General features: G+C 61.4%; 20 protein-coding genes and 1 other RNA gene. 18 read left to right on the top strand and 3 right to left on the bottom strand.

Features of this window, described 5'->3' with window-relative positions; translation table 11 throughout:
• Positions 1 to 250 precede the first annotated feature (250 nt).
• Both B3759_RS14810 and B3759_RS14805 read right to left on the bottom strand, forming a co-directional pair.
• The gene (locus B3759_RS14810; RefSeq protein ID WP_291367104.1) at positions 251 to 2,434 is read right to left on the bottom strand and encodes a TonB-dependent siderophore receptor; all 2,184 of its coding nucleotides are present in this window, start codon (positions 2,432 to 2,434) and stop codon (positions 251 to 253) included.
• Positions 2,435 to 2,490: 56 nt separating this feature from the next.
• The gene (locus B3759_RS14805; RefSeq protein WP_291367102.1) at positions 2,491 to 3,609 is read right to left on the bottom strand and encodes an LLM class flavin-dependent oxidoreductase; all 1,119 of its coding nucleotides are present in this window, start codon (positions 3,607 to 3,609) and stop codon (positions 2,491 to 2,493) included.
• A 322-nt stretch (positions 3,610 to 3,931) separates the two neighbouring features.
• Here B3759_RS14805 and B3759_RS14800 point away from each other — a divergent pair, with 322 nt between their 5' ends.
• Positions 3,932 to 4,444, top strand: coding sequence for a hypothetical protein (locus tag B3759_RS14800; RefSeq protein ID WP_291367100.1), 513 nt, complete (start codon positions 3,932 to 3,934; stop codon positions 4,442 to 4,444).
• Between the two features lie 77 nt (positions 4,445 to 4,521).
• Here the strand turns inward: B3759_RS14800 and B3759_RS14795 are convergent, their stop codons facing one another.
• Entirely contained in the window at positions 4,522 to 5,352 is an 831-nt protein-coding gene (locus B3759_RS14795) for an alpha/beta hydrolase (protein ID WP_349679303.1), read from the bottom strand.
• A 327-nt stretch (positions 5,353 to 5,679) separates the two neighbouring features.
• Between B3759_RS14795 and rnpB the strand changes: the two genes are divergently transcribed.
• From rnpB to ftsZ, 17 genes are all read left to right on the top strand, one after another.
• An RNA gene (gene rnpB / locus B3759_RS14790) (RNase P RNA component class A) lies at positions 5,680 to 6,071 on the top strand.
• 335 nt (positions 6,072 to 6,406) lie between these two features.
• Positions 6,407 to 6,883: a division/cell wall cluster transcriptional repressor MraZ gene (gene mraZ, locus B3759_RS14785; RefSeq protein ID WP_010668945.1), complete on the top strand. Its 477-nt coding sequence runs from the start codon at positions 6,407 to 6,409 to the stop codon at positions 6,881 to 6,883.
• Positions 6,880 to 7,965 carry a 16S rRNA (cytosine(1402)-N(4))-methyltransferase RsmH gene (gene rsmH, locus B3759_RS14780; protein WP_291367096.1) on the top strand — a complete coding sequence of 362 codons (1,086 nt, stop codon included), beginning with the start codon at positions 6,880 to 6,882 and terminating at the stop codon, positions 7,963 to 7,965. The genes mraZ and rsmH overlap by 4 nt, the downstream gene beginning before the upstream one ends.
• A complete protein-coding gene (gene ftsL / locus B3759_RS14775) occupies positions 7,965 to 8,972 on the top strand; it encodes a cell division protein FtsL (protein WP_291367095.1) in 1,008 nt (335 codons plus the stop codon). Before rsmH ends, ftsL begins: the two co-directional genes overlap by 1 nt.
• 123 nt (positions 8,973 to 9,095) lie before the next feature.
• Positions 9,096 to 11,180 carry a peptidoglycan D,D-transpeptidase FtsI family protein gene (locus tag B3759_RS14770; RefSeq protein WP_291367093.1) on the top strand — a complete coding sequence of 695 codons (2,085 nt, stop codon included), beginning with the start codon at positions 9,096 to 9,098 and terminating at the stop codon, positions 11,178 to 11,180.
• 3 nt (positions 11,181 to 11,183) lie between these two features.
• Entirely contained in the window at positions 11,184 to 12,656 is a 1,473-nt protein-coding gene (locus tag B3759_RS14765; RefSeq protein WP_291367091.1) for a UDP-N-acetylmuramoyl-L-alanyl-D-glutamate--2,6-diaminopimelate ligase, read from the top strand.
• Positions 12,653 to 14,056 (top strand): UDP-N-acetylmuramoyl-tripeptide--D-alanyl-D-alanine ligase, encoded by a 1,404-nt coding sequence (locus B3759_RS14760; protein WP_291367089.1) that lies wholly within the window; start codon positions 12,653 to 12,655, stop codon positions 14,054 to 14,056. Before B3759_RS14765 ends, B3759_RS14760 begins: the two co-directional genes overlap by 4 nt.
• Positions 14,056 to 15,147, top strand: coding sequence for a phospho-N-acetylmuramoyl-pentapeptide-transferase (gene mraY / locus B3759_RS14755; RefSeq protein ID WP_291367087.1), 1,092 nt, complete (start codon positions 14,056 to 14,058; stop codon positions 15,145 to 15,147). Before B3759_RS14760 ends, mraY begins: the two co-directional genes overlap by 1 nt.
• Positions 15,148 to 15,159: 12 nt before the next feature.
• Positions 15,160 to 16,578, top strand: coding sequence for a UDP-N-acetylmuramoyl-L-alanine--D-glutamate ligase (gene murD / locus B3759_RS14750; protein ID WP_291367085.1), 1,419 nt, complete (start codon positions 15,160 to 15,162; stop codon positions 16,576 to 16,578).
• On the top strand, positions 16,575 to 17,738 hold the full coding sequence (locus B3759_RS14745; RefSeq protein WP_010509265.1) for an FtsW/RodA/SpoVE family cell cycle protein: 1,164 nt from the start codon (positions 16,575 to 16,577) through the stop codon (positions 17,736 to 17,738). The genes murD and B3759_RS14745 overlap by 4 nt, the downstream gene beginning before the upstream one ends.
• On the top strand, positions 17,735 to 18,850 hold the full coding sequence (locus B3759_RS14740) for a UDP-N-acetylglucosamine--N-acetylmuramyl-(pentapeptide) pyrophosphoryl-undecaprenol N-acetylglucosamine transferase (protein ID WP_048850128.1): 1,116 nt from the start codon (positions 17,735 to 17,737) through the stop codon (positions 18,848 to 18,850). Before B3759_RS14745 ends, B3759_RS14740 begins: the two co-directional genes overlap by 4 nt.
• 32 nt (positions 18,851 to 18,882) lie before the next feature.
• A complete protein-coding gene (murC, locus tag B3759_RS14735; RefSeq protein WP_010509263.1) occupies positions 18,883 to 20,337 on the top strand; it encodes a UDP-N-acetylmuramate--L-alanine ligase in 1,455 nt (484 codons plus the stop codon).
• On the top strand, positions 20,334 to 21,299 hold the full coding sequence (murB, locus tag B3759_RS14730; RefSeq protein ID WP_048850129.1) for a UDP-N-acetylmuramate dehydrogenase: 966 nt from the start codon (positions 20,334 to 20,336) through the stop codon (positions 21,297 to 21,299). Before murC ends, murB begins: the two co-directional genes overlap by 4 nt.
• Positions 21,296 to 22,237, top strand: coding sequence for a D-alanine--D-alanine ligase (locus B3759_RS14725; RefSeq protein WP_291367079.1), 942 nt, complete (start codon positions 21,296 to 21,298; stop codon positions 22,235 to 22,237). Before murB ends, B3759_RS14725 begins: the two co-directional genes overlap by 4 nt.
• On the top strand, positions 22,234 to 23,166 hold the full coding sequence (locus tag B3759_RS14720) for a cell division protein FtsQ/DivIB (protein ID WP_010509260.1): 933 nt from the start codon (positions 22,234 to 22,236) through the stop codon (positions 23,164 to 23,166). Before B3759_RS14725 ends, B3759_RS14720 begins: the two co-directional genes overlap by 4 nt.
• Positions 23,163 to 24,566, top strand: coding sequence for a cell division protein FtsA (gene ftsA, locus B3759_RS14715; RefSeq protein ID WP_010509259.1), 1,404 nt, complete (start codon positions 23,163 to 23,165; stop codon positions 24,564 to 24,566). The genes B3759_RS14720 and ftsA overlap by 4 nt, the downstream gene beginning before the upstream one ends.
• 77 nt (positions 24,567 to 24,643) lie before the next feature.
• Positions 24,644 to 25,300, top strand: a 657-nt coding sequence (gene ftsZ / locus B3759_RS14710) for a cell division protein FtsZ (protein ID WP_291367072.1), incomplete at its 3' end; no start/stop codon positions are given.

Genomic DNA, 25,300 nt, shown 5'->3' with positions numbered 1-25,300 from the left:
GCGACCATCGGGAAACATCAGGACGTCATGAAGCGCTCGCGCACCCTGACAGAACAGGCATTCCCCTTATGGTCTTTCGAGCCTCCTAGAACATTTCGGCGGGCGACGAAATGGCCTGAGCCGTTCTATCCGGGTTTTCTGCCGTTCTGAGGCGCTCCATTGAGCAGAATTCTGTAAAAACCGTCCTGAACTTCGCTTTCCTTACCCCAAAGCCGTTCGCATCTCCGGAACTCCTCCTAGGGCTCATTTTCTACAGGTCGAAACGTGCGCTCAGCGTCACAGTACGAGGTGCGCCGGGAAACAGATTGCGGCTCCCTCGGCTCAGCCAGTACCGGACATTGCCAACATTCTCGACCGCCGCCCGAAACACCATCGGATGCCCCCCGACATTCACGGCGTAAGAGGCACCCACATTTCCCACGATATAGGATGGAAGACGGATTGTATTGGCGGCATCAAGCCAGTTCCGTGAGACAAAATTGAAACCGGCGTTCACACTGAGTCCCTTGACCGGGCGTATCCGGTAATCGGCATTGAAAGCAGCCTGAAACGGCGCAACCGCTTCCAGTTTATGGCCTGCATAGCCCACAGCGGCTTTCACATAGCGGGCGTCCAGATAAGCAAGGCTGCCATTGACGTTCAGATCCCGCGTCAGAAGCCACGAGGCCGATGCCTCCACACCCTGATAACGGGACTTGCCGTCCTGAACGTAGTAATTCTGGGCATTCGTATAAGCAGCGCCTGTATCCATACGGAAGACAGCCAGTGTACAACTGAAGGTTTTGCGCTGCACCTTGATACCGGCCTCGTACTGATCGCTTCGGATCGGGCCGAACACCTGCATGTAGTTCACATTGCTCGAACCTGCCTGCCCTCCAGCCTGCATCGCCTGCACCCAGCTGAAATAGGCATTGATTTCCGGGGTGATCTTGTAGCTCAGCGAGACGATAGGCGTGACCGGATTATTACGATGAGCTGCCGTCCTGCTGCCCGTTTTCGAATAATCATTTTCCATATAATCCGTGTAACGGGCCCCTGCCATCAGCGACCATTTTCCATAGCTGAATGTATCACTCCAGAATGGCGCGACCTGCTGGTAATCAATGTAGCGATACATGCGAGGATTGAAATTCGTCGCATTCGAGATGATCGGCCTCCCATCATGAATGTTGCCGTATTCAAGAGGACCAAGAGCACCTGAATTAGCGTCCGCATCGAACATCTGCCGCAGCCAGGTGATGCCCACAATCACATCCTGACGGACCGGCCCGGTCGTGAAATGTCCCTGCGTGATGGCATCCACCTGATGATAGGTCAGAACACGTTTCTGCTCGAATGCCTGATTGTAGTAATCTCCATTCGGGCTAGTAAAGGTGATCTGGTTGGATGGAAACTGTTCGTTGAGGTGGGTGTAGCCATATGTCAGCGTCGCAGACCAATTTTTTGCAAACTCCCAGTCGAATCCGGTGCTGAACCGTTTCATGTCGTTTGTCTTCCAGGAATTTTTCGCACCAAAAACAGAGCGTCCGCTGATCGTCTCAATAGCACCGACACCATTTGCAGACGCGATCGTGTTGACCATCCCTTTCTGCAAGGTATTCAGATAAAAACCATTGAAGTGCCAATGAAGTTTATCGGTAATACGCACGTCTGTGGTGAAAGAGGTCGAAAGATTTCTTACAAAGCTGGCGTTATACTGGTTCCCGACCTCGCTAGCGAAAGAGAGACGTGTCTGGACACGATGCGCGGAATCAAGCGAGCCGCCGACATCCAGCATCTGCCGGAACACCGCATCTGAACGGTAGCCTGCTTCCAGCGTGACTTTCCTGTTTTCCACCGGCGCTTTCAGACGGTAATCCAGAACGCCACCCGGCGACCCGAAACCATACATGAAAGCGGATGCTCCCTTGAAAACCTGAATGGTATCAAAATTTGCAACCGGTAGATCAATATACCAGTAAGGGATCGCCATCCCGTCAATTTTATAACCGTTGGTCCAGTCCAGATTGAGCCCACGCACGCGGACGCTCGAGCCTGACGCCGTGGATGTTCCGTTGGAATTGGCCTGAACGCCGGGCTCATACCGCATGACATCGTTGATGTCGGACGCCTGCATCGCTTCAATCTTGGCTGCTGAAACAGAACTGACCGAAAAAGGCGTGTCAAATTCGGATTTGTTTCCAAGTGCGCCCAGAGGCACGTGCCGGGCAAGCCGAGGAGCGTTGCGGACTGTCCGCACCGTAATAACTTCAGATCCGCCCGTAACATGTTTTGGAGCTACCTTGTGCTTTTCAACAGCTTTTGGTGCCGCCGTCGCCTGCGGATTGCGCGCACGCATGGCATGGTCACTTGAGGCATGTGGTGTCGCGGCATGGGCTGTAGAAATACCGGAGAGTGAGGCGATCAGAAAGGAACGCAACCCGATGTGGGCCATAAAAAGTATCCTCGAAAAGCAATGATGGCAGCGTGTGTTGTTGAATTTTCATGATGTTATCTGCCACATCGTTCTTCACGTTCGACAAGAGCTTTGACCCGGGGAATAAGCTCACTGCCATAAGTCAGGGCGTCTGAAAGCGGATCAAAACCACGGATCAGAAAAGTCTCGATCCCGATCCTGTAATAATTGAGCAGGCTCTCCGCGACCTGATCCGCCGTCCCGACCAGCGATGTGGAATTCCATCGCCCACCCGTCGCCTGAGCGACGCCTGTCCATAGCCGCTCATCATGGCGGTTGCTTCTTGCCGCAATTTTCTGAAGACGTTTTGATCCTTCATTGGTCGGCAGGTTTTCAGATGTTGGCCTCTGACCTGCACGATCAAGACCGATGCCTGTCGGCCCCTTCTCTTCTTCTTGTCGCTTTTCAAGAAGCGCCTGAATGGCGGCAGCACGCTCCCATGCCAGCTCTTCCGTTTTCTCTATGATTGGACGGAAAGAAACGGAAAATCTGATCTTTCTTCCATTCTGGGCGGCAGCATCCTTTACGCGCCCGACCAGTTCACCCGCTTCCTTGAGCGGCTCACCCCACAAGGCATAGCCATCAGCATACCTGCCAGTAACAGCAATGGCTTCTTCAGAGGCTCCACCAAAATAAATCGGGATACCGGTAGCGCTGACCGGCCGCACATCCGAATGAGCGCCTCTGACCTGATAATAATCTCCACGATGATCGAAAGGCGCGTTTTCCTGCCATTCCTGACGAACGATCTGGATATATTCAGCAGCACGACTGTAGCGTTCCGCTTTCGTCAGATGATCGCCATCTGCCTGTAACTCCCTATCGTTCCCACCGGTGATGACGTGCATGGCGACACGGCCACCGGTCAGTTGATCCAGTGTCGCAAACTGACGGGCGGCCAGAGTCGGCGCCGCGAAACCGGGACGATGGGCAATCAGCAATCCCAGACGCTGTGTGGCCGACGCCGCATGTTGCGCAACCACGAGACTGTCCGGCGAAGTGGAGTGAAACGCGATCAGAGCACGGTCGAAACCACCCCGTTCCTGAAGAAGCGCACTACTGGCAATATATTCCGGATCTACAACAGGTCCATTGGGACCAACGACCTCCGTCTGCTCCTGAGCGCTGACATAACCGATAAATTCGACTGACATTATCCGATGATCCTGAGAGAGGCATGTCTCCCGAGAATGAATTGGATCATGAGTAAAATCACATCAGAAATACTCACATGCACTATAATGGATTTTTATATACAGTACATATATAAATATTAAAAATATAAAATCAACAACACAAAAACTATAATTATTAATTTAAAATATTTACAGTAAAAACAAAACAAAGCAAAAATCACTTCTGGTAACTTTTTCGTTTCCATCCGTTCATTTCGGGATAGCAGTTACGCTTTCCGACATCTATCCTCACTCACTCCGTGGCGCTACAGATTTCAGAAATGGAAAACAAGGGGTATCAATGAGCGCTACATGGGGCGATTTTCAGGCTGTGATACAGCTTTCAGCTGGTCTCAACGTCGCCATTCTCAGCTTTGTGGATATCAGCCTGCCCGCCATCAAGGAGCGGCGGCGCGTTTTCGCCAAGGCGCGTCAGGAACTGGATATCCACCGCAAGAATCCCCACAAGCGGACATCCGAGGAGAAATCCAGTCACGCTGACGCCGTGGGCGATGTTGACCGTATGCTGTTCGACCTGTGGCGGGAAACATCCGCCTTCGAAGCCATTGAAGACTCCCTGATGAAATCGACCGGCGTTTTCGGAATTTTCGGCGCGATCCTCGGTCTCGGGCTGCTGTGGTATTCAGCCGTGCATTATGACGCCGAAATGTCTCTCACGGGAGAAATCCTGACTATTCTCTCCTTTCTTTCGCTCGCGGGCGCATTTCTGATCAATTTCTTTACCGCTTCAAAAGCATCCACCTACGCCAAGCGGTGCAATGAATTACGGGACCACATGCGTGTCCATCTCTAAGCAGTAGCGGCGACCTCGGCAGCTTCCTTCATATTGAAGGTCACAAAACCACAACAGCTTTCAGCTCGGATGAGCGGTTATTTCCGTGCCCTGAACACAGCGCGTAGCGCCCGTCCACTCTGATGCAGAACCCGTCGCGCCTTTCTCATCATGGGATAGAACAGAAGAAACCCATGCAACGTGCCGCGAACGCAGGTGTAGCTGACCACATTCCCCGCCTGCGTGAGGCGCTGGGCATAAAGCGCCCCTTCATCCCTAAGCGGATCGCACTCTGCTGTCATGATCCATGCGGGAGGAAGCCCGGACAGGTCTTTCTGTAAGGCTGGTGCGAAGTCAGGGTTGAGCAGATCTTCTTCCGAAGAAGCATACTGACTCCCGTACCATTCCATCATAGCTTTCGTGAGGAAATAGCCGTGAGCAAACTTCTCCCGGGAAGGCGTTTCCTCACGTCCAAGCGTGGCCGGATAATAAAGTACCTGCATGACGGGAGACGGGAAAGAGGGACTGACACCATTCCGATGGGCCTCTCTTACTTTCTGACACAGAACGGCCGCCAATGTTCCGCCCGCACTATCACCCGCGACAGCAACAGCACCGCCCCATCGCCAGGCTTCCGACGTCAGCCAGTTGAAAGCCGCCCACACATCCTCGACCGCGGCCGGAAATTTATGCTCGGGCGCCAGACTGTAATCGAACGACAGAACAGCAGCACCGGACGCACGCGCCAGACGACAGCAGATCCCGTGATGGGAATTGAGGCCACAATGCACAAAGCCGCCCCCATGCAGGAACAGCACGACGCCCCTCACCTTTCCATAAGGAATATAGAGGCGTGCTGGCCGAAGCTCCTTCGCGCCCGGCACACGCAGATCAATGACGCGCTTTAAGGGAAGCGCGGATAGAGCCATGGGAAATGATGGGCGATTTGTAAGACGCCTTATATAAGCAAGCGACGCAGCTGATACTTTGTTTGGTATGACCGGGGCCGCCTGCGGAGCTTTGAGGGTCTGCCGGTGTTTGCGGCGTCTCTGGCTGGCGGCATGAAGCCCTCGCAGCAGGAGACGGGAAGTCAGATCCGGTTTGTCTCTGGTGAAAGAGCCAGCGAATTTTCTGACAGACAGACGTTCCGTGAGCATTTCAATCTTCAGCATGGCCCGGACAGGCTGTGGCGTACGTCAGAATATGTCCAGCCGTATCTTGACGGAACAGTTCTGCACGCGCAGGGTCCGCGCCTGCCAGACGGTCGGGCGATCGCTGTTGCCTGTATCAGGTGATGGAGGAAAGTCCGGGCTCCACGGGAGAACGGTGCCGGTTAACCGCCGGCGAGGGTGACCTCAGGGAAAGTGCCACAGAAAACAGACCGCCTTCCGGGCCTGTTCGCAGGCTGGAGGTAAGGGTGAAACGGTGCGGTAAGAGCGCACCGCGCTTCCGGTAACGGCGGCGGCAGGGCAAACCCCACCGGGAGCAAGACCGAATAGGGACGGTAGGCAGCCTGACTGCCAAAGGTTCTCCCGCCTTCCGTCCGGGTTGGTCGCGTGAGGCGTGTTGCAAGACACGTCCCAGAGGAATGATCGTCACGGTCTCTTCGGAGAACGGACAGAACCCGGCTTACAGACCGTCTGGCACTCTCTTCCCCTACTCTTTCGACTCATAAAAGAAACAAGATTCTCTTTTTGAAGAATCGGCTAAAGCGCTGTCTTTGAAGCAGCAGAAATTTTTAAGAGAAGAATAAGAAACCCCAAAAAGAACATAACGAGAACATCTGTCTTCGTTAACGGATACCTGCGTTCTGGAAACCTTTTAGGAACGAAGTACGACAAACTTGTCTTTTTTCGCGGTTTTCTGCCAATTTTTATTACAGATTCATTTGACGTCCCATAAAATCCCATGATATCCCAGAATCAACCAAACGGCCCCAACAACCTCGGACCGCACCCCTGCGCATGAAGGATTTCCAACCCGGTGAGCGTGTTTCTCGGCACACACCAGAATCGAATCGACGCCAAGGGGCGTGTTTCGATTCCAGCCGGGTTCCGCACGGTGCTGCGCAACCAGACGGTGGAAGGTGAGGCTCTGATGGTTCTGCGCCCTTCCCACACACAGCCCTGCATCGAGGCATGGCCATCTGCGGCTTTCGCCTCTCTGGCGCAACCGCTGGACCGGCTCGACATGTTCTCGGATGAGCATGACGACCTTGCGGCTGCACTGTACGCCGACGCCTATCCGATGGACTCGGACCGCGAAGGCCGCATCATCATTCCCGATTTCCTGAGAGAACATGCCGGTCTTTCCGACAGCGTGGCTTTCATGGGACTTGGCCGGATCTTCCAGATCTGGGAACCGAAGGCTGCCGAGCAGCGTCGGGCTGAAGCACGACTCCGTTCCCGCCGCGTAACATTGCCGGGCAACCGCACTGGTGAGTCGGGAGGAGCGGCATGAACGCAATGAATTCTCCTGCCGTGCCCCATCCGGACTACGATCCCGGTCATGTTCCGGTGATGCGGAATGAGGTGCTTGCGTGCCTCGCCCCCAAAGACGGCGAAGTGTATGTGGACGGCACCTTCGGTGGTGGTGGTTACACAAATGCCGTTCTGGCAGCAGCAAACTGCTACGTCTGGGGCATTGACCGCGACCCCGACGCCATTATCCGCGGCGAGGCCCTTGCCCGTGTGTGGGGTGAAGGTCCGGACGGCACACCGCGCCTGCGGATGCTGCACGGCGGTTTCGGCACGATGCAGGAGATGCTGCACACCGCCGGAACAGATCATGTCGATGGCGTCATGCTCGATCTTGGCGTGTCTTCCTTCCAGATTGACGAGGCGGAGCGCGGCTTCTCCTTCCGCCACGATGGTCCTCTCGACATGCGGATGGGAAAAGCCGGTCGTTCCGCAGCGGATATCGTCAACACGGCTTCCGAAGCCGAACTGGCCGACATCTTCCATTATTATGGTGAGGAACGACACGCACGCCGTGTGGCGCGCACTGTCGTGGAAGCCCGCAAGGACACGGAACTGAAGACGACCCTTCAGCTGGCTGAAGTCATCCGCTCCGTCGTGCCGTCTGACAAGTCGGGCATCGACGCCGCGACCCGCAGCTTTCAGGGGCTGCGGATTGCCGTAAATGACGAGCTTGGTGAAATCGAGCGCGGTCTGGAACAGGCGCTCGCTCTTCTTTCACCCGGCGGACGTCTGGTCGTTGTGTCTTTCCACTCTCTGGAAGACCGTATTGTAAAACGCGTGATGGCGGCAGCGGCGGGTCAGGAACCCGGCCTGTCCCGTTACGATCCGCGCTCCATGAGTCGCGGAAAGAAAGCAGCGTCGTTCAGCCTCCTGTTCCGTAAGGCGATGAAGCCTTCGGACGAGGAATGTCGACGCAACCCACGGGCCCGGAGTTCCAAGCTTCGCGCCCTGAGCCGGCTCGGATCGTCAGATGACAGTTTGGGTTCAAAGACCGTGCACGCGGAACCGCAGGCGAATGTCGGCGCCGGTTCCGTAAAATCTTCCGACAAAGGAACAGTCTGATGTTCAGGCCCTTTACTTTCTTCTGTGCGTTACTGGCCGGTTCGTCGGGGATGTACCTCTACACGAAGAAGCATCAGACAACCGTTCTGGATCAGCAGATTTCAAAGATTGTCGGTGACACCCAGCATATCCGTCAGCAGACAGCCGTGCTGCAGACGCAGTGGGCGCTGCTTAACCAGCCTGACCGCCTGAACCACCTCGCCGCCCGCTTTGACTCCAGCCTCAAGCCGATGGAGCCGAAGCAGTTTGTCCGCATGACGGATCTGAAGCAGCATCTGCCTCCTGCCGTGAGCGTTCATGATGCCATTGTCGCCCGTGTCGACACACCTGTTGCGCCGACCGCCGCTGCCGAAGTCCACACATCTGCGCCTGCCGTCATGGCCAGCAATACCCCGGAACATGAACGTGTTCGGGATATCGCTGTAAAGCCAGCCGCTTCCGTTGTTGCTGAAGCACCCGTCAGAAAAGCGCCGGTTGTTCTGGCGAGGGCTGAAACACCCGCTTTTCCGGCACACATGCGTGAGTCTCATGTGACGGAAGCTCATCTGGCGAGTGAATCGCACAGACTGACAAGCGAAAGCCCGAAGCCGCAGATGCTGGCCCTGTCGGACGCCACACCGGCTATCACGCATAAAAGCCATCACACGGCCACCACACCGGCATCGACCGATGCGCTGGCTCTGGCGCTTGGCGAAAAACCTGAGACGACGACCGTTCATCACAGCGCCCACACTGTCGTGGCAGACAACAGTGTAACGCGGCATGTCGCCACGCATGAGACAACAGACCTGAGTGAAGTCGTTCACACCACACATCACGCAGTGACCCATGTGGCGACCAGTGATACAGCACGTCACACGACATCGCTCTCACCGGTTACTGTTGCGTCATGGCGTCCGGCAGCGGCTCCGCGTTATGTGGAAGCCCGCGCAACCTATAGCGGCTCCCTGCTTGGGCACTCGGCAATCGGAGGTGGACTGCCGCCTCCAATGCCAGTTTCAAACTAAGGCCACAGTTTTCGGTTTCCATAGTGTCGTGCCGGTCTGACCGGCACGGACTCTTTTTCAGACCTTCATTCCGGCACACGTGTTTCCAGATGTTTCCGGGCCCTCGAGGATACGCCGCCCCTCATGCCTCGCCAGTCGTCGCCACCTGAGTCTCCCTCATCAGATCACGAGCATCCTCCACAGGATGTCCGGATCACGAGCGCAGATCTGCGTGAACGGGCCCAGCTGGAGCGGATGCATGTGCGCCTCCTCGGAGTCGCTGCCGGGTTCTGTCTGCTGTTTGGAACAGTGGCGCTGATGGCCACGTTCGCCACCATCATCTCGCCCATGGCGCCGGAAGCACGGCAGTTGCGTCCGCAGGTGCCGGATATTCCGAAGATTGATCCGAAAAGCACGCTGACCAGCACGCTGACCATGCCGCAGGTCAGGCGCGCCATGATTGTGGACCGCAACAATCAGGTGCTGGCCGTCTCGCTGCCGGTTGCACAGCTTTACGCCAACCCGCGGGAACTGATTGATCCGCAGGATGTCGCGAAGAAGCTGAAATCCGTTCTGCCGCAACTGAATGAGGAAGAGACGGTCAAACGTCTCTCGATGGCGAAACAGTTCGTCTATCTGGCGCGCAACATCACGCTCCAGCAGGAACTGGCGATCAACAATTTCGGTATTCCGGGCATTTACTTCGAGGCCGGTGAGCGTCGTCATTATCCGCAGGGACAGGTTGCCGCCCAGATCCTCGGCAGCGTGGATATTGACGATCATGGCATCGCCGGTGTGGAGCGTTACTTCGACAAACGCCTGATCAGTGACAAAAACCCGCTGAAACTGTCACTCGACGTGCGTGTGCAGGGTGTGGCGCGTGAAGAACTCGCCGCCGCGATGCAGACGTTCGAGGCGATCGGGGCCTGCGCCATCGTGATGGACGTAAACAGTGGTGAAATCGTCGCCATGGTCAGTCTGCCGGACTATGACGCCAATGATTTCGCCCATGCGCCCGGCGACGCCCGCTTCAACCGCGCCGTAACGGGAATGTATGAACCCGGTTCGACCTTCAAGCTTCAGACCGCCGCCATGGCGCTCCAGCTTGGCGTTGCCCATATCTGGGATCGCTTCTCCTCCATTCCCATCCATATCGGCAGGTTCACCATCGCCGACATGAAGACGGACCATTTCGCCCCCTGGCTGTCGCTGCCAGAAGTGATGGCATTCTCTTCCAACCCCGCTGCCGCCCATATCGCGCTGGATGTCGGCGCACAGAGACAGCAGGACTGGCTCAGGGGCATGGGGTTCTTCGCACCGGTTCCGGTCGAACTGCCGGAAGCGGGACACCCGATCATCCCGGCACGCCGGAACTGGGGCATTTCTACCGTCATGACGGTTGGCTTCGGTCATGGTGTGGCTGAACCGCCGCTCGCCATAGTGCGCGGCACGGCGGCGACGGTGAATGGCGGCATTCTCGTCAAACCGACTCTTCTTGCACGTGACGAGGACGCCAGAGCTCAGGACGCCCCCGATATGGCGTCCGGCCCGTCCATTTCAGGTGGTCCGGACATTCAGAACGCGCTTTCAGAGACCTCCGCCTCCACAGACGAAAGCGTGGACAAGCCGGTCACACCTGAAGGGCAGCGCGTCTTTTCACCCGAAATTTCCGCGACGCTCCGCAAGATTCTGCGTCTGGACGTCAAGCTCGGCACCGGCAAGACCGCAGAAGTGCCGGGCTATTACGTCGGCGGCAAAACCGGCACCGCCGAGAAGATCGGGCCGCATGGCGGCTATCTCAAGCATGTAAATATTGCCGCTTTCACCAGTATCTTTCCCATGAATGCGCCGCGTTATGCTGTGTATGTCATGCTCGATAGCCCCAAGGGAACGACGGCGACGCACGGCTGGACGACAGCCGCGTGGAACGCCGCCCCGACCGTCGCCCGCATCATTTCCCGCATTGGACCGATGTTGCAGGTCTTCCCTGACACGGCTCATGAACCGCAGATCGACGCGGCGCTCTCCATTCCCATGCGCCCTTCGCCCCCAAGAGGTGTAAGACCGCTTGGCCCCGGCAATGATCCCGGAGATCCACGGCACGCAGCCGAGGAGAAGCGGGTCGAGGAAGCGGAGAGAAAGAAGTCGCTGAAGGCAGGCGATCCGAACACCATGAAACATGCTGCAAACAGACAGAACAGTTCTCAACAGGAAGGCGGACAGGGCTAGATCATGAAACTTTCCTCTCTCCTTTCCCAGTCCGGCCTGACATCAGACGCTCTGACCACAAACGATCCGGAAATCACGTCCATCACGGCCGACAGTCGGCAGGTTCAGCCCGGCTCCCTGTTTGTGGCGCTTCCGGGAACGCAGGAAAACGGCAGCATCTATATTCCTGACGCACTGGCTGCGGGTGCATCCGCCGTTCTCGTGCCCGAGGGGGAAAAGGCTGTCGCGGAACAGGTGCCGACGGTTTTCACAAAGACGCCGCGACGCTCGCTGGCCCTTCTGGCCGCAACCCTTGCCGGTCCGCAGCCTGAGCATATCGTCGCCGTTACGGGCACGAACGGAAAAACCAGCACCGTCGATTTTCTGCGTCAGATCTGGCAGGGCATGGGCCGCACGTCCGCGAGCTTTGGAACGCTGGGACTGATTTCGCCGGTCGAACTGCCGTTCCGCATCCCTTCCCTCACCACACCGGACCCGGTGACACTGGCGAAAGCACTCGCCGCTCTGCGGGAGCGTGGTGTGACGGATGTGGCGATGGAGGCCTCCTCCCACGGTCTGGACCAGCGCCGTCTGGATGGCGTGAAGATTTCCGCCGCTGGTTTTACCAATCTGACCCGTGACCACCTTGATTATCATGGCTCGCTGGAAGCCTATCGCACAGCAAAACTGCGTCTGTTCGACACACTTCTTCCCGGTGGTGGCCTTGCGGCGGCCAATGCCGATATGGATGAGGACACACTCGACGCCCTGCGGGATATCCAGCGTCGCCGGGATCTCGATCTGCGACTGGTCGGGCGCAAGGGCACCACAATCCGTCTTGTTGCACATAAGGCGCTGCCGAACGGGCATCAGCTTCTGCGGCTTGAAATCGGCAGGAAGGAAATGGATGTGACCCTGCCGCTGCCGGGTCGTTTTCAGGTGGATAACGCCCTGCTCGCCGTGGCTCTGGCAGGACCAGACAAGGCCGACATGGAAGAGGCTTTGACCCTGCTGCCGACGCTGCGCGGCGTGCGTGGACGCATGGAACAGGCCGTCATGCTGCCCAATGGTGCTTCCGTGTATGTCGATTACGCCCACACGCCCGACGCACTGGCGCGTGCGCTCGACAGTCTGCGTCCGCATGTCAAAGGGCGTCTGCTGATTCTGTTCGGGGCAGGCGGCGATCGTGACAAGGGCAAAAGGCCGCTGATGGCGCAGGAAGCCACGCAGCGGGCTGACGTGGTGTTCGTCACGGACGACAATCCCCGCAGTGAAGATGCCGCCGCCATCCGGCGCGATATTCTGGCTGGTGCCCCCAAGGAAGTCATCGAATTCCCGGATCGCAGAAAAGCCATTGGTGAGGCGTTGCATCAGCTTCAGCCGGGTGACGTGCTGCTGGTCGCGGGCAAGGGCCATGAGCAGGGCCAGATCATCGGCGATGTCGTGCAGCCCTTTGACGATGTGAGTGTGGTGAAAGATCTGGCGGCGGCACTGTGAGCATTCTCTGGACAGGCGAAGAACTGGCCGCCGCGACCCAAGGACGCTTTGGCTCTGCAGATGGTCATGCCATCCGGGTCTCCGGTGTGTCGATCGACACGCGCACCCTTGAGGCAGGCGATCTGTTCATCGCCTTGCTGGGCGAGAATTCGGACGGTCATGCCCATGTCGCCATGGCGCTGGACAAGGGCGCTGCGGCGGTGATGGTGCATCGCACGGACGAACTGGAAGGCGTTGATCCCACGGACCCGCGCCTGCTGATTGTCGGCGATACGATGGTGGGACTGTGGGATCTGGCGCGGGCAGCGCGGACCCGCTTCACAGGCGATGTCGTCGCCGTGACAGGAAGCGTCGGGAAGACCACGACCAAGGAAATGCTGCGGGTGGCGCTTGGCGCACTCGGCAAGACGCACGCCTCAGCCGCTTCCTACAACAATCACTGGGGCGTGCCGCTGACGCTGGCGCTACTGCCGCGTGACGCCGTGTTCTGTGTCAGTGAAATCGGCATGAACCATCCCGGCGAAATTGCTCCACTGGCTGAACTGGTGCGGCCCGATGTCGCCGTTATCTCAACGATCGGCTCGGCGCATCTTGGGCATATGGGTAGTCTGGACGCCATTGCGCAGGAAAAGGCCTCCATCATCGCGGCTCTCCCACGCGGTGGCATCGCCATCGTGCCGGATGATGCGGAAGGTCAGGCAATCTTTACTGACGTAGCGCAGGCTTCCGGCGTCACGCTTTGGCGGTCCGGCTTTGACGAGACCAGTAAAGCGCGTATCACCGACCTTGAACTGTCCGGCGAAGGCAGCCGGTTTGTCGCCCATGTGGCGGGACCCGCCGTTCCGGTCGAAATCCGCGCACCCGGTGAGCATCTCGCCCGGAATGCCCTGTCCACTCTGGCGATCGTCGCAGCCCTGCATGGCAGCGGCTCTGAAGTCAGTCGGGCTGCGGAGGCTCTCGCTAGTTTCTCACCCGGCACGGGACGTGGCGCGGCGTCCCCCATTCTCGACGGCGAGGCTCTCCTGCTGGATGAGAGCTACAACGCCTCCGTCCTCTCGATCAAAGCCGCCCTTGGTGTGCTCGCACTTCTGCCAGCAAAACGCCGCATTGCCGTGTTGGGAGACATCCGCGAACTGGGTGACTTCGCTCGCGAGGAACATCTCTCCCTTGAGCCTGCGGTCACCGCCGCGGCCGATCTTGTATTCTGTTGTGGACCGCACATGAAAGACCTGTTTGACGCCCTGCCCTCTTCCCGCCGGGGAAGCTGGGAGGAAACCTCTACGGCGCTTGCGCCGCGTGTGCGGGCGGTCCTGCAACCCGGTGACGCCGTGCTGGTCAAGGGCAGCTTCGGCAGCCGGATGAAGGTTGTGGTGGATGCGCTGAAAGCGGAGAGCGTCTGATGCTGTATCTGCTCGTCGCCCATCATGCGCATGGTCACACGACGTTCCTCAACCTGTTCCGCTATCTCACCTTTCGCGCGGGCGGAGCCTGTCTGACCGCGCTGGCGATTGCCCTGCTGCTTGGGAATCCAGTGATCCGGGAACTCAAGCGTATCCAGCGTGAGGGTCAGCCGATCCGCGCACTCGGTCCTGAGCGTCACATTCTGGAGAAGGCCGGGACGCCGACGATGGGCGGTATCCTGATCCTGATTGCGCTGTTTGTGTCCACACTCTTGTGGGCTGACCTACAGAACGGGTTCGTGTGGGCCGTGCTTTTCGTCACGGCGGCGTTCGGCGCTGTCGGTTTTGCGGACGACTATCTCAAGCTTTCCCGACGCAATACGGATGGCGTGTCCAAGAAGGCCCGTCTGACCTGCGAATTCGCTACCTCCCTGATCGCGGGCTGGTGGATGCAACAGATGATGCCGCCTGAACTGGCCAACCACCTCGCCTTTCCATTTGTGAAGGATTTCCTTCTGCCGCTCGGCATCGCCTTCCCGATCTTCGCGATGGTGACGATCGCCGGTTTCGGTAACGCCGTGAACTTCACGGACGGTCTGGACGGGCTGGCAACGGTTCCCGTGATAATCGCGGCACTGGTGTTCGCACTGATTGCCTATCTGGTCGGCAACCATGTTTTCGCCGACTATCTCCAGTTGCATGCGGTTCCGGGCACGGGTGAACTCGCCATCTTCTGCGCGGCGCTGGTCGGTGCGGGGCTAGGCTTTCTTTGGTTCAACGCGCCGCCTGCCTCCGTGTTCATGGGCGATACGGGCTCGCTGTCCCTCGGCGGCGCGCTCGGTGCCGTGGCGGTCGCCACCAAGCATGAACTGGTGCTGTGCATTGTCGGCGGTCTGTTTGTGATCGAGACGCTTTCCGTGGTGATTCAGGTCTTCTGGTACAAGCGCACCAAACGCCGCGTGTTCCTGATGGCCCCTCTGCACCATCACTTTGAAAAGAAGGGCTGGCAGGAGCCCAAGATCGTCGTCCGGTTCTGGATCGTCTCCGTCGTGCTGGGACTGTTCGGTCTCGCCACGCTGAAGCTGCGCTGAGGAGACCCTGCCTTGCCCGCTAAAACTTCATTTCCCGCTGATCTGTTCGCTGGCCACCGTTTTGCGGTGCTCGGGTTGGGCCGCAATGGCACACCTGCCGCCAAGGCGCTGGCAAGCATGGGTGCTACCGTGCAGGCATGGGATGATGGCGAAGCCGGGCGAAAAGCTCTTGAGAGCTGGAAGTCTCCATCGGGCAAGCTGACCGTCGCGCCATTTGAGAATCTGGACGGCTTTGATGCGCTGGTCATGTCACCGGGCATCCCGCATATCCTGCCGAGTGTGCATCCGGTCGCGGCCATGGCGAAAGCCGCCGGTGTGCCGATCCTCTCCGATGCCGACCTGCTGTTTCAGGCAGTTCGTAAAAGCGGATCGAAAGCCCGATTTGCAGGCATCACCGGCACTAACGGTAAATCCACCACCACAGCACTGCTGGCCCACCTGCTGCGTCATGCCGGCCTGCCGGTTGCTGAGGGTGGCAATCTTGGCCCCGCATCGCTGTCCCTGCCGCTGCTGCCGGACAATGGCGTGTATGTGCTGGAAATGTCGTCCTACATGCTGGAACGGCTGGAGCAGATGCACTTCAATGTCGCCTGCCTGCTGAACCTTACCCCCGACCATCTGGACCGGCATGGCGACATGGCGGGGTATGTCACCGCCAAGCTGCATGTCTTCGACCACCAGCATGCGGGCGATCTGGCGGTACTGGGCGAGACCCTGCCCGATTACGAGACGATCCGCAGGCGGCTGGCGGTCACGCGGACCACCATTGCCTGCGTCAGCGGCGCGGACATGCCGCAATGCGACCTGTACTGCACGCCCGACGCGCTGTGTGACCATGACGGCGTGATTGCCGACCTGCGCGCGGCCCATGACCTGCCGGGCACCCATAACCGCGAAAACGCGGCCGCCGCGACCGCCATGGCGCTGCATCTGGGCATGCCATGGGCGGCGGTGGAACCCGCCCTCGCGTCCTTTGCAGCCCTGGACCACCGGCAGAAAACCGTGGGCAGCATTGATGGCGTCCGCTTCATCAATGACAGCAAGGCCACCAATGCGGATGCGACCGCGCGCGCGCTGGCGTGCCATGACCGGATGGTGTGGATCGCGGGCGGCACGGCCAAGGCTGGCGGGATCGAGGAACTGGCCCCCCTGTTCAACCGCGTCGCCATGGCGCTGCTGATCGGGCGGGATGCGCCGGCCCTGGCGGCGACGCTGGCCCGCCACGGCATTCCCCAGCGCATTGTCGAAACCCTTGACCGCGCCGTGCCCGAAGCACTGGACCGCGCGCGCGAACTGGGCGCCGATGTCGTGATGCTGTCGCCCGCCTGCGCCAGTTTCGACCAGTTCAGCGGGTTCGAGGCCCGTGGCGCGCGTTTCGCGGCACTGGTGCATGAACTGGCCGCCAGCAGGGATGGAACCGCCCGCGCATGAGCGGCATATCGCGCATAAACACGTCACGCGCCGCACGGTGGTGGCGCAGCATCGACCGGGTCACGCTGATCTGCGTGGGGATCCTGATCGGATTCGGCTATATCCTGATGCTGGCCGCCAGCCCCGCCGTGGCCGTGCGTATCGGCGCGTCGCGCGACATGTTCATTTTCAAGCAGGTGTGCTTCCTGATCCTGGCGGCGCTGATCGTCGTTTTCACATCCATGATGTCGCTGCGCGCCGTCAGGCTGGCGGGGTGGATCGGGTTCGTGCTGGCGCTGGCGGCGACATTCATGACACTGGTGCACGGGATCGAGATCAAGGGCGCCAGGCGGTGGATCGCCCTGCCGATGATGTCGGTGCAGCCATCGGAATTCCTCAAGCCGTTCTTTGCCGTGGTCACGGCGTGGCTGCTGACCGAACGCCAGACGCGACGGTATTTTCCCGGCATGCTGGTGGCGATCGGGCTGTTCGCGCTGGTGCTCCTGTTACTGAAGTCACAGCCTGATATCGGGATGCTCAGCGTCATTACCACGGTTTTCCTGACCCAGCTTTTCATTGACGGGCTGAGCCTGTTCCTGGTTGGCGCGGGGGCTGCCGCCATGGTCGCGGCATTCGTGGGGGCGTACATGGTGTTCCCGCACGTGCGGTCGCGCGTGGAACGCTTCCTGCACCCCGCCGTGGGCGACCATTACCAGATCGACACCGCCCTGCGGGCCTTTGGCAATGGCGGCCTGCTGGGCCGTGGCCCCGGCGAGGGCCGGGTGAAGGACCTGCTGCCCGATGCGCATGCCGATTTCGTCTTTGCCGTGGCGGGGGAGGAATTCGGCATGCTGGTCTGCCTGTTCATCGTGGGTGTGTTCGCCACCATCGTCATCCGCACGCTGCTCAAGCTGCTGCATGAAAACGACCCGTTCATCACGGTGGCGACGGCGGGGCTGGTGACGGGGTTCGGACTTCAGGCCTTTGTCAACATGGGGTCCACGCTGCACCTGATCCCGACCAAGGGCATGACGCTGCCCTTCATTTCCTATGGTGGTTCCTCCGCCATGTCGGTTGCGCTTACAATCGGCCTGGTGCTGGCGCTGACCCGCAACCGGCCGGGGGAAGGCCGTTACGGACAGTTCGGCCCCCCTTCTTCATCGCAGAAAGCACCGTCATGACCCGTCACTGCATTGCTGTCGCGGCCGGAGGCACCGGCGGCCATTTTTTCCCAGCCGAGGCACTGGCCTGCGAACTGGTGCGCCGGGGGCATGACATCATCCTCATGACCGACCGGCGCGCGGGCGTGCGCGAAACCGGCGTCTTTGCCGGGCGGCAGCAGTTTGTCCTGCCCGGCGCGGGAATCGCGGGGCGCGGCATCATCCGGGCCGCGCGCGCGGCCATGGCACTGGGGCGCGGGACGGCGCAGGCACGCGCCGTGCTGTCGCGCATCCGGCCTTCGGCCATCATCGGGTTTGGCGGGTATCCGTCCGTGCCGCCGCTGCTGGGGGGCAGCCTGCTGCCGAAAAAGCAGCGGCCGCTCCTGTTCATCCATGAAGGCAATGCCGTGCTGGGCAAGGCCAACGGCTTCCTTGCCGCGCGCATGGATGCGATCGCGACATCGTTTCCCGTCGTGGCCGGCGTGCCCGATGGCGTGCCCACCACGCTGACCGGCATGCCGGTGCGGCCTGATATCGCGGCCCTTGCGGGCGAAGGCTACGAACCGTCGAACGGGGTGATCAACCTGCTGGTATGGGGCGGGTCGCTGGGTGCGCGGGTATTCAGCGACGTGGTGCCGCCTGCCCTCGCGGCCCTTGCCCCGGCGCTGCGCGCGCGCGTGCAGGTTACGCAGCAGGCCCGCGCGGAAGACGTGGACCGCGTGGCGGATGCCTACCGCGCGGCGGGCATTCCCGCCACCATCGCCCCCTTCCTTGACAACGTGCCCGACCGCCTGCGTGCGGCCCATCTGGTCATCGGCCGCGCGGGCGGGTCGTCGGTTGCGGAACTGACGGTGGCGGGCCGCCCGTCGCTGCTGGTGCCGCTGCCCATCGCGGCGCGTGATGAACAGGGCGCCAATGCACAGGCATTGTGTGACGCGCAGGCCGCATGGATGATCCGCCAGCCCGATTTCACCGCCCCCGCCCTGACAGGGCGCCTGACGGAACTGCTGGGCGACCGTGACCTGCTGGCCCGTACGGCGCAGGCGGCGGCGGCCCTTGGCCGCCCCGACGCCGCCGCCCGTCTGGCGGATATGATAGAAGCCCGCTTGCCCGACCTGCCCCGCACCGCTTAATTCCGCCAGCGCGAACACGGAGACCTGATTACATGAGAGCCCTGCCCCTTTCCATTGGCACCATCCACTTCGTCGGCATTGGCGGAATTGGCATGTCCGGCATTGCCGAAGTGCTGCACATGCTTGGCTATGCGGTGCAGGGTTCCGACATTGCCGAAAGTGCGAATGTCGCGCGCCTGCGCGCCGCCGGCATTCCCGTGACCATCGGCCACGACGCCGCCAACCTGGGCGGTGCGCAGGTGGTGGTGACGTCCACCGCCGTCAAGCGCGACAACCCCGAGGTCGTGGCCGCGCGCGCGCGCCTGATCCCGGTGGTGCGGCGCGCGGAAATGCTGGCCGAACTCATGCGCCTGCGCTGGTCGGTGGCGGTGGGTGGCACGCATGGCAAGACCACCACCACCAGCCTTGTCGCCGCCGTGCTGGAAGCGGCGAAGCTGGACCCCACGGTCATCAATGGCGGCATTATCGAAGCCTACGGCACCAATACCCGCATGGGATCGGGCGACTGGATGGTGGTGGAAGCCGATGAAAGCGACGGGTCGTTCCTGCGCCTGCCCTCCGTCATTACCGTCGTGACCAACATGGACCCCGAACACCTGGACCACTGGGGCACGGAAGAAGCCATGCAGGCGGCGTATGACCAGTTCGTCTCCAACATCCCGTTCTATGGCTTTGCCGTGCTGTGCATCGACCACCCGGCCGTGCAGCAGATGATCCCGCGCCTGTCGGACCACCGGATCATCACCTACGGCTTCTCGCCACAGGCGGACGTGCGCGCGGAAAAGGTGATTACCGACAAGCTGGGGGCCACGTTCGAGGTCGTGATCACCAACCGCAACCGCAACCGTTCACGCCGCGCGGGGCCGTTCCGCCTGCCCATGCTGGGCCACCACAACGTGCAGAACGCGCTGGCGGCCATTGCGGTCGGCACCGAGATGGAAATAGACGACGCCACCATCCGCTCGGCGTTTGCCGCGTTCCGCGGGGTCAAGCGGCGTTTCACCCGCACGGGGGAAACCGGGGGCATCACCATCATTGACGATTACGGCCACCACCCGGTGGAAATCGCCGCCGTGCTGAAGGCCGCGCGCCAGGCGGGCGCGGGCAACGTGATCGCGGTCATGCAGCCGCACCGTTATTCGCGGCTGAAAACCCTGTTCAACGAATTCTGCACCTGCATGAACGACGCGGGCACCGTCATCATCGCCGATGTCTACGCGGCCGGGGAACAGCCGATCGAAGGCATCGACCGCGACGCGCTGGTCGAGGGGCTGCGCGAACGCGGGCACCGGTCCGTCGTGCCGCTGCCGGGGCCGGAGCACCTTGCGGAAATGATCAACGCCATTGCCCGGCCGGGTGACTTTGTCGTCTGCCTGGGGGCTGGCAGCATCACCAACTGGGCGCAGGCGCTGCCCGCGCAGCTTGCGGACCTGCAGGGCATCGCCCATGCACCGGCCCCCACCCAGAAGGCGGATGCCCATTCATGACCGCCGCCACCACCCTGCCGCAATGGGCACAGGTCCTGGACACGGAGGGCTTCCGCCCGCGTGGCCGCCTGACGCCGCAGGCCGCCCTGGGCCCGCGCACGTGGTTTCGCGTTGGCGGTCCCGCGGAACTATTGTTCCAGCCCGCCAGCGCCGAGGATCTGACGCAGGTCATGAAGCGCCTGCCGCTGGAGGTTCCCGTCCTGCCGCTGGGCGCGTGTTCCAACGTGATCGTGCGCGATGGCGGGATCGACGGAATGGTCATCCGCCTTGCGCGCGGTTTTTCCACCATCACGCGTGATGGTGACGGGCTGGTCGTGGGCGCAGCCTGTCTGGACATGACGGTTGCCGAACACGCGGCGGAAGCGGGCCTGTCGGGTCTGGAATTCCTTGCGGGCATTCCGGGTTCGATCGGCGGGGCCGTGGCCATGAACGCGGGTGCATACGGGTCGGACATGTCGGCGGTAATGGACTGGGTGGAAGTGGTGACGCGTGATGGCAGGCTTCTGCGCCTGCCCGCAGCCTCGCTGGATTTCGGCTACCGCCACGCCACCCTGCCCCCGCAGTCGGTCGTGGTGCGGGTGCGGCTGAACGCGATGGTGGCGCCGCCTGCCATCATCCGCCAGCGAATCGATGAAATCCGCACGGCGCGGGAGGCGGCGCAGCCTGTGCGCGCCCGGACCGGCGGCTCCACCTTCCGCAATCCCGACCCTGACGAATCGCAACGCAAGGCATGGGAACTGATTGATGCGGCCGGCTGTCGCGGCCTGACGGTAGGCGGTGCGCAGATCAGTGAAAAACACTGCAATTTCATGCTGAATACCGGCAACGCCACCGCAGCCGATCTTGAGCAACTGGGCGATACCGTGCGCCAGCGCGTGCATGACCACACAGCGGTCACATTGCGCTGGGAAATCAAACGCATCGGTCGCCCCGCCACGCACAGCATGGGAGAAAGCGCATGATGGCCCGCCGGGTTTCCGTACTGATGGGCGGCATGTCCGCCGAACGCGAGGTCAGCCTTGCCAGCGGGCGCAACGTGGCCGAGGTCCTGCGCGGGCTTGGGCACGACGTGCGCTGCATTGACGCGGGCCCCGACCTGCTGGCCATCGTGGGCGACCTGCAGGCCCACCGCCCGGACGTGGTGTTCAACGCCATGCATGGCAGGTTTGGCGAGGACGGGTCGATCCAGGGCGTGCTGGACTGGATGGGAATCGCCTACACCCATTCCGGCGTGCGGGCATCCGCCACCGCCATGGACAAGGACGCGGCCCGCACCGTGTTCATGGCGGCCGGCCTGCCGGTCGCAGGCGGGCTGGTCATGACGCCCGCGCAGCTGGAACCGGCGGACCCGATGCCCGCCCCCTATGTGGTCAAGCCGCTGAACGAGGGATCGTCCGTAGGGGTGGAAATCATCCTGCCCGGCAGCAACCGCCGCGCCACGGTGGCGGCGGAATGGACCTTTGGCGGCCAGGTTCTGGTGGAAGAATACATCCCCGGCCGGGAACTGACGGTTGGCGTGCTGGAAGACCGCGCGCTGACGGTCACCGACATTACCCCCACGGGCGGCGGCCCCGGCTTTTATGACTATCAGGCCAAATACGCATCCGGCGGGTCGCGCCACGAACTGCCCGCACGCATCCACCCCGACGCCTTTGAACAGGCGCGTGAACTTGCGCTGGCCGCCCATCGCGCGCTGGGCTGCCGGGGGGCCAGCCGCACGGATTTCCGTTATGACGACAGCGCAGGGCCGGATGCGCCCGGTCGCCTGGTCATTCTGGAAACCAACACCCAGCCGGGCATGACGCCCACTTCCCTTCTGCCCGAACAGGCCGCGGCCTGCGGCATGGATTACGCCACGTTGTGCCAGTGGATGATCGACCACGCGACCTGCCGTACATGAGGCGACCGACCGACAGCAGCGACCGCCCCTCCCGGCTTTCGATCTTCCTGCGCCGCCAGAAACGCCTGCTGCGCCCGGCACTGCTGGTGCTGGTGCTGCTGGTGATCGGGGTGGGCTGCGTCACGACATTGCGGCATTTCGGGTCCGACCCGCGTTTCGCGCCGCTGCGCGGGCGGATCATCAACATGCTGCCCCTGCGCATTACCGAAATTGACGTGACCGGCTGCGTGCTGACCAGCGAGACATCGCTGCAGCAGGCGCTGGGCGCGCGCATGGGGGACTTCATCCTGGGCTTTTCCGTCACCGCCGCGCGCGAACGCATCGACGCGCTGCCGTTTGTCGATCATTCCGTGGTGGAGCGCCACCTGCCCGGCACCATCATCATCCACCTGTTTGAACGCCGGCCCTTTGCCGTATGGCAGAATCACGGACATTTCATGCTGATCGACCGCGAGGGCCACCAAGTACGCGACCAGGGCATGACCGGCAAGGACGCCGAGGCCTTCATGCAGTTGCCCCTGGTGGTCGGCCCCGACGCCAACACCGCGGCCGCCGCCCTGATTGATGAACTGTCCGCCCAGCCCGATGTACGCAGCCATGTCGTGGCTGCATCGCGCGTGGGCCAGCGGCGGTGGAACCTGACCCTGCGCAACGGCACGACCATCCTGCTGCCCGAAGGGCAGGAAGTCGCGGCACTCAAGCGTCTTGCACAATTGCAGGAAAACATAAAAATACTGGACCGGCCGGTGATCGCCATCGACATGCGCCTGCCTGACCGCCTGATCGTGCGTGAAAATCCCGTTGCCCCGAACGACAGTGACCGGGACAGGGACGACACGCCGCCACAGGCTGCCCCCACCGGGGATCAGGCCCCTGCCGCGCCATGGCTTTCTTCCCCCGAAACCGGCCCAAGACGGAGGCGGGCATGAACTATCCAGTGCCGGGCAAGGTCAGGACGACCCTGCCCGCGACCAGGACCACCACACCGGCTGCCCCGGTTCCCGCCATCCGTGGGGCCGGGACGCCAGCGCGCGTGCCCCGCCCGCGGCCCGCGACATCCGTTGTCCCCGCGGGCGAGCGCCTGCCCACGCGCAAGCTGCGCACGGGACCGTTCAGCGTGCTGGATATCGGGTCCACCAAGATCGTATGCCTGATCGGGCGCGGCGAGCCTGACAACACCATCCGCATCCTTGGCCACGGGTGGCGGCGTTCGCATGGCGTGCGCTGTGGCGGGATCGTGGACCTGCGTGAGGCGGAAAGCGCCATCCGCGCCGCCGTGGCGCAGGCGGAGGACATGGCGACGGAACGCCGCGATTCGATTTTCGTCAACCTGTCCTGCGGCCACCCCGAAAGCCGCCACATCAACGCGCGCTGGTCCGTGGGCGGGCGGGAGATCACGGATAACGATGTCAACCGGATCATAAGCGAGGGACGGATGCGCGCCGTGTCCGAAGGGCGGTCGGCCATCCATACCCTGCCGCTGGATTACGCGGTGGATGACACGCAGGAAGTGCTGGACCCGCGCGGGCACCTGTGTGACCTGCTGTCCGCGCGCCTGCATGTGATCGACGCCAACACGACCGCGCTGCGCAACCTGGAAGCCGTGCTGTCACGCGTGGAACTGAAGATCGAGGGGATGGTGTCCTCCCCCCTCGCCTCGGGGCTTGCGGTGATGAACGAGGACGAGCGCAACCTGGGCGCCACCGTGGTGGACATGGGCGGCGGCACCACGTCGATCGGGGTGTTTGGCGAAGGGCGGCTGCTGCATACCGCCACGATTCCCGTAGGCGGGCTGCACATCACGCGCGACATAGCGCATGGGCTGTCCACCTCCATCGACAATGCGGAGCGGCTGAAAACCATGCACGGGTCGGCCGAACTGCTGGCGGGCGACGATCACGATCCCATTCTCGTGCAACTGATTGGTGACAACGACCATCATTATGTCAGAATTCCGCGCGCAAAGATTGTCTCGATCATACACCCGCGCGTAGAGGAAACCCTGGAGATGGTACGTGACAGGCTGGAAATGGCCGCGGTCGGCCCCGCATCCGACGGCCGCGTCATCCTGACCGGCGGGGGTTCGCTGCTGGAGGGAATCGGGCCGATGGCGGCGCGGATCCTGAACCGCCAGGTGCGCCTGGGCCGCCCGCGCCGTATTGTCGGCCTGCCCGAGAACGCGGCGACGTGGCCGATGTTCTCCACATCCGCGGGGCTTCTGGCCTGGGCGGCGGGGGCGGCGGATGAAATGGGCGAACCCGACACCCGCGACACCCGTCCAGGCAGCCTTGTCAGACGTTTTGTGGATTTCATACGTGACAGGGTATAATCTTGCATGAAAACCTTTTATTGTACTTTTGCCGTTAGTATGCCAGCACGCCTACCCCAATCCATCGGGAGCCAAGCATGACCCTCAACCTGACCATCCCGCAACAGAATCATTCCGATTTCACGCCCCGCATCACAGTGATCGGGGTTGGCGGCGGTGGTACGAATGCGGTGGACAACATGATCCATTCGCAGTTGCAGGGCGTGGAATTCGTCGTCGCCAACACCGATGCCCAGCAGCTTTCCCACAGCAGCGCCGACCGCCGCATCCAGCTTGGCCCCCACCTGACGCAGGGGCTGGGCGCGGGGGCGAAGCCCGAGATCGGCCGCGCCGCCGCGGAAGAAGCGTGCGACGAACTCTCGCGCCATCTTGATGGTGCGCACATGGTCTTCATCACCGCAGGCATGGGCGGCGGAACCGGCACGGGGGCTGCACCCGTCATCGCCCGCATGGCGCGCGAACGTGGCATCCTGACCGTGGGCGTGGTGACCAAGCCGTTCACGTTCGAAGGGCACCGCCGCGCGAAATCGGCGGAAGCGGGCATTGCCGAACTGCAGCAGTTCGTCGACACCCTGATCATCATTCCCAATCAGAACCTGTTCCGCCTGGCCAATGAGCGCACGAGCTGGAAAGATGCGTTCAAGATGGCGGACAACGTCCTGTACATGGGCGTGCGTGGCGTCACCGACCTGATGATGGCGCCGGGCCTGGTCAACCTCGACTTTGCCGATATC

Origin of the sequence: Acetobacter sp. UBA5411 (assembly GCF_002409645.1) — a bacterium.
Classification (GTDB): Bacteria; Pseudomonadota; Alphaproteobacteria; order Acetobacterales; family Acetobacteraceae; genus Acetobacter.
This window is presented reverse-complemented; position numbering and strand designations above follow the sequence as displayed.

What these genes read in the sequence shown, in the direction of transcription:
- B3759_RS14740 (WP_048850128.1), top strand. Translation starts at nt 17,735, where the DNA reads ATGACCCGTCACTGCATTGCTGTCGCGGCCGGAGGCACCGGCGGCCAT.
- B3759_RS14745 (WP_010509265.1), top strand. Translation starts at nt 16,575, where the DNA reads ATGAGCGGCATATCGCGCATAAACACGTCACGCGCCGCACGGTGGTGG.
- ftsL (WP_291367095.1), top strand. Translation starts at nt 7,965, where the DNA reads ATGTTCAGGCCCTTTACTTTCTTCTGTGCGTTACTGGCCGGTTCGTCG.
- mraY (WP_291367087.1), top strand. Translation starts at nt 14,056, where the DNA reads ATGCTGTATCTGCTCGTCGCCCATCATGCGCATGGTCACACGACGTTC.
- B3759_RS14800 (WP_291367100.1), top strand. Translation starts at nt 3,932, where the DNA reads ATGAGCGCTACATGGGGCGATTTTCAGGCTGTGATACAGCTTTCAGCT.
- B3759_RS14765 (WP_291367091.1), top strand. Translation starts at nt 11,184, where the DNA reads ATGAAACTTTCCTCTCTCCTTTCCCAGTCCGGCCTGACATCAGACGCT.
- B3759_RS14725 (WP_291367079.1), top strand. Translation starts at nt 21,296, where the DNA reads ATGATGGCCCGCCGGGTTTCCGTACTGATGGGCGGCATGTCCGCCGAA.
- B3759_RS14805 (WP_291367102.1), bottom strand. Translation starts at nt 3,609, where the DNA reads ATGTCAGTCGAATTTATCGGTTATGTCAGCGCTCAGGAGCAGACGGAG.
- B3759_RS14720 (WP_010509260.1), top strand. Translation starts at nt 22,234, where the DNA reads ATGAGGCGACCGACCGACAGCAGCGACCGCCCCTCCCGGCTTTCGATC.
- B3759_RS14810 (WP_291367104.1), bottom strand. Translation starts at nt 2,434, where the DNA reads ATGGCCCACATCGGGTTGCGTTCCTTTCTGATCGCCTCACTCTCCGGT.
- murC (WP_010509263.1), top strand. Translation starts at nt 18,883, where the DNA reads ATGAGAGCCCTGCCCCTTTCCATTGGCACCATCCACTTCGTCGGCATT.
- murB (WP_048850129.1), top strand. Translation starts at nt 20,334, where the DNA reads ATGACCGCCGCCACCACCCTGCCGCAATGGGCACAGGTCCTGGACACG.
- ftsA (WP_010509259.1), top strand. Translation starts at nt 23,163, where the DNA reads ATGAACTATCCAGTGCCGGGCAAGGTCAGGACGACCCTGCCCGCGACC.
- B3759_RS14795 (WP_349679303.1), bottom strand. Translation starts at nt 5,352, where the DNA reads ATGGCTCTATCCGCGCTTCCCTTAAAGCGCGTCATTGATCTGCGTGTG.
- B3759_RS14770 (WP_291367093.1), top strand. Translation starts at nt 9,096, where the DNA reads ATGCCTCGCCAGTCGTCGCCACCTGAGTCTCCCTCATCAGATCACGAG.
- rsmH (WP_291367096.1), top strand. Translation starts at nt 6,880, where the DNA reads ATGAACGCAATGAATTCTCCTGCCGTGCCCCATCCGGACTACGATCCC.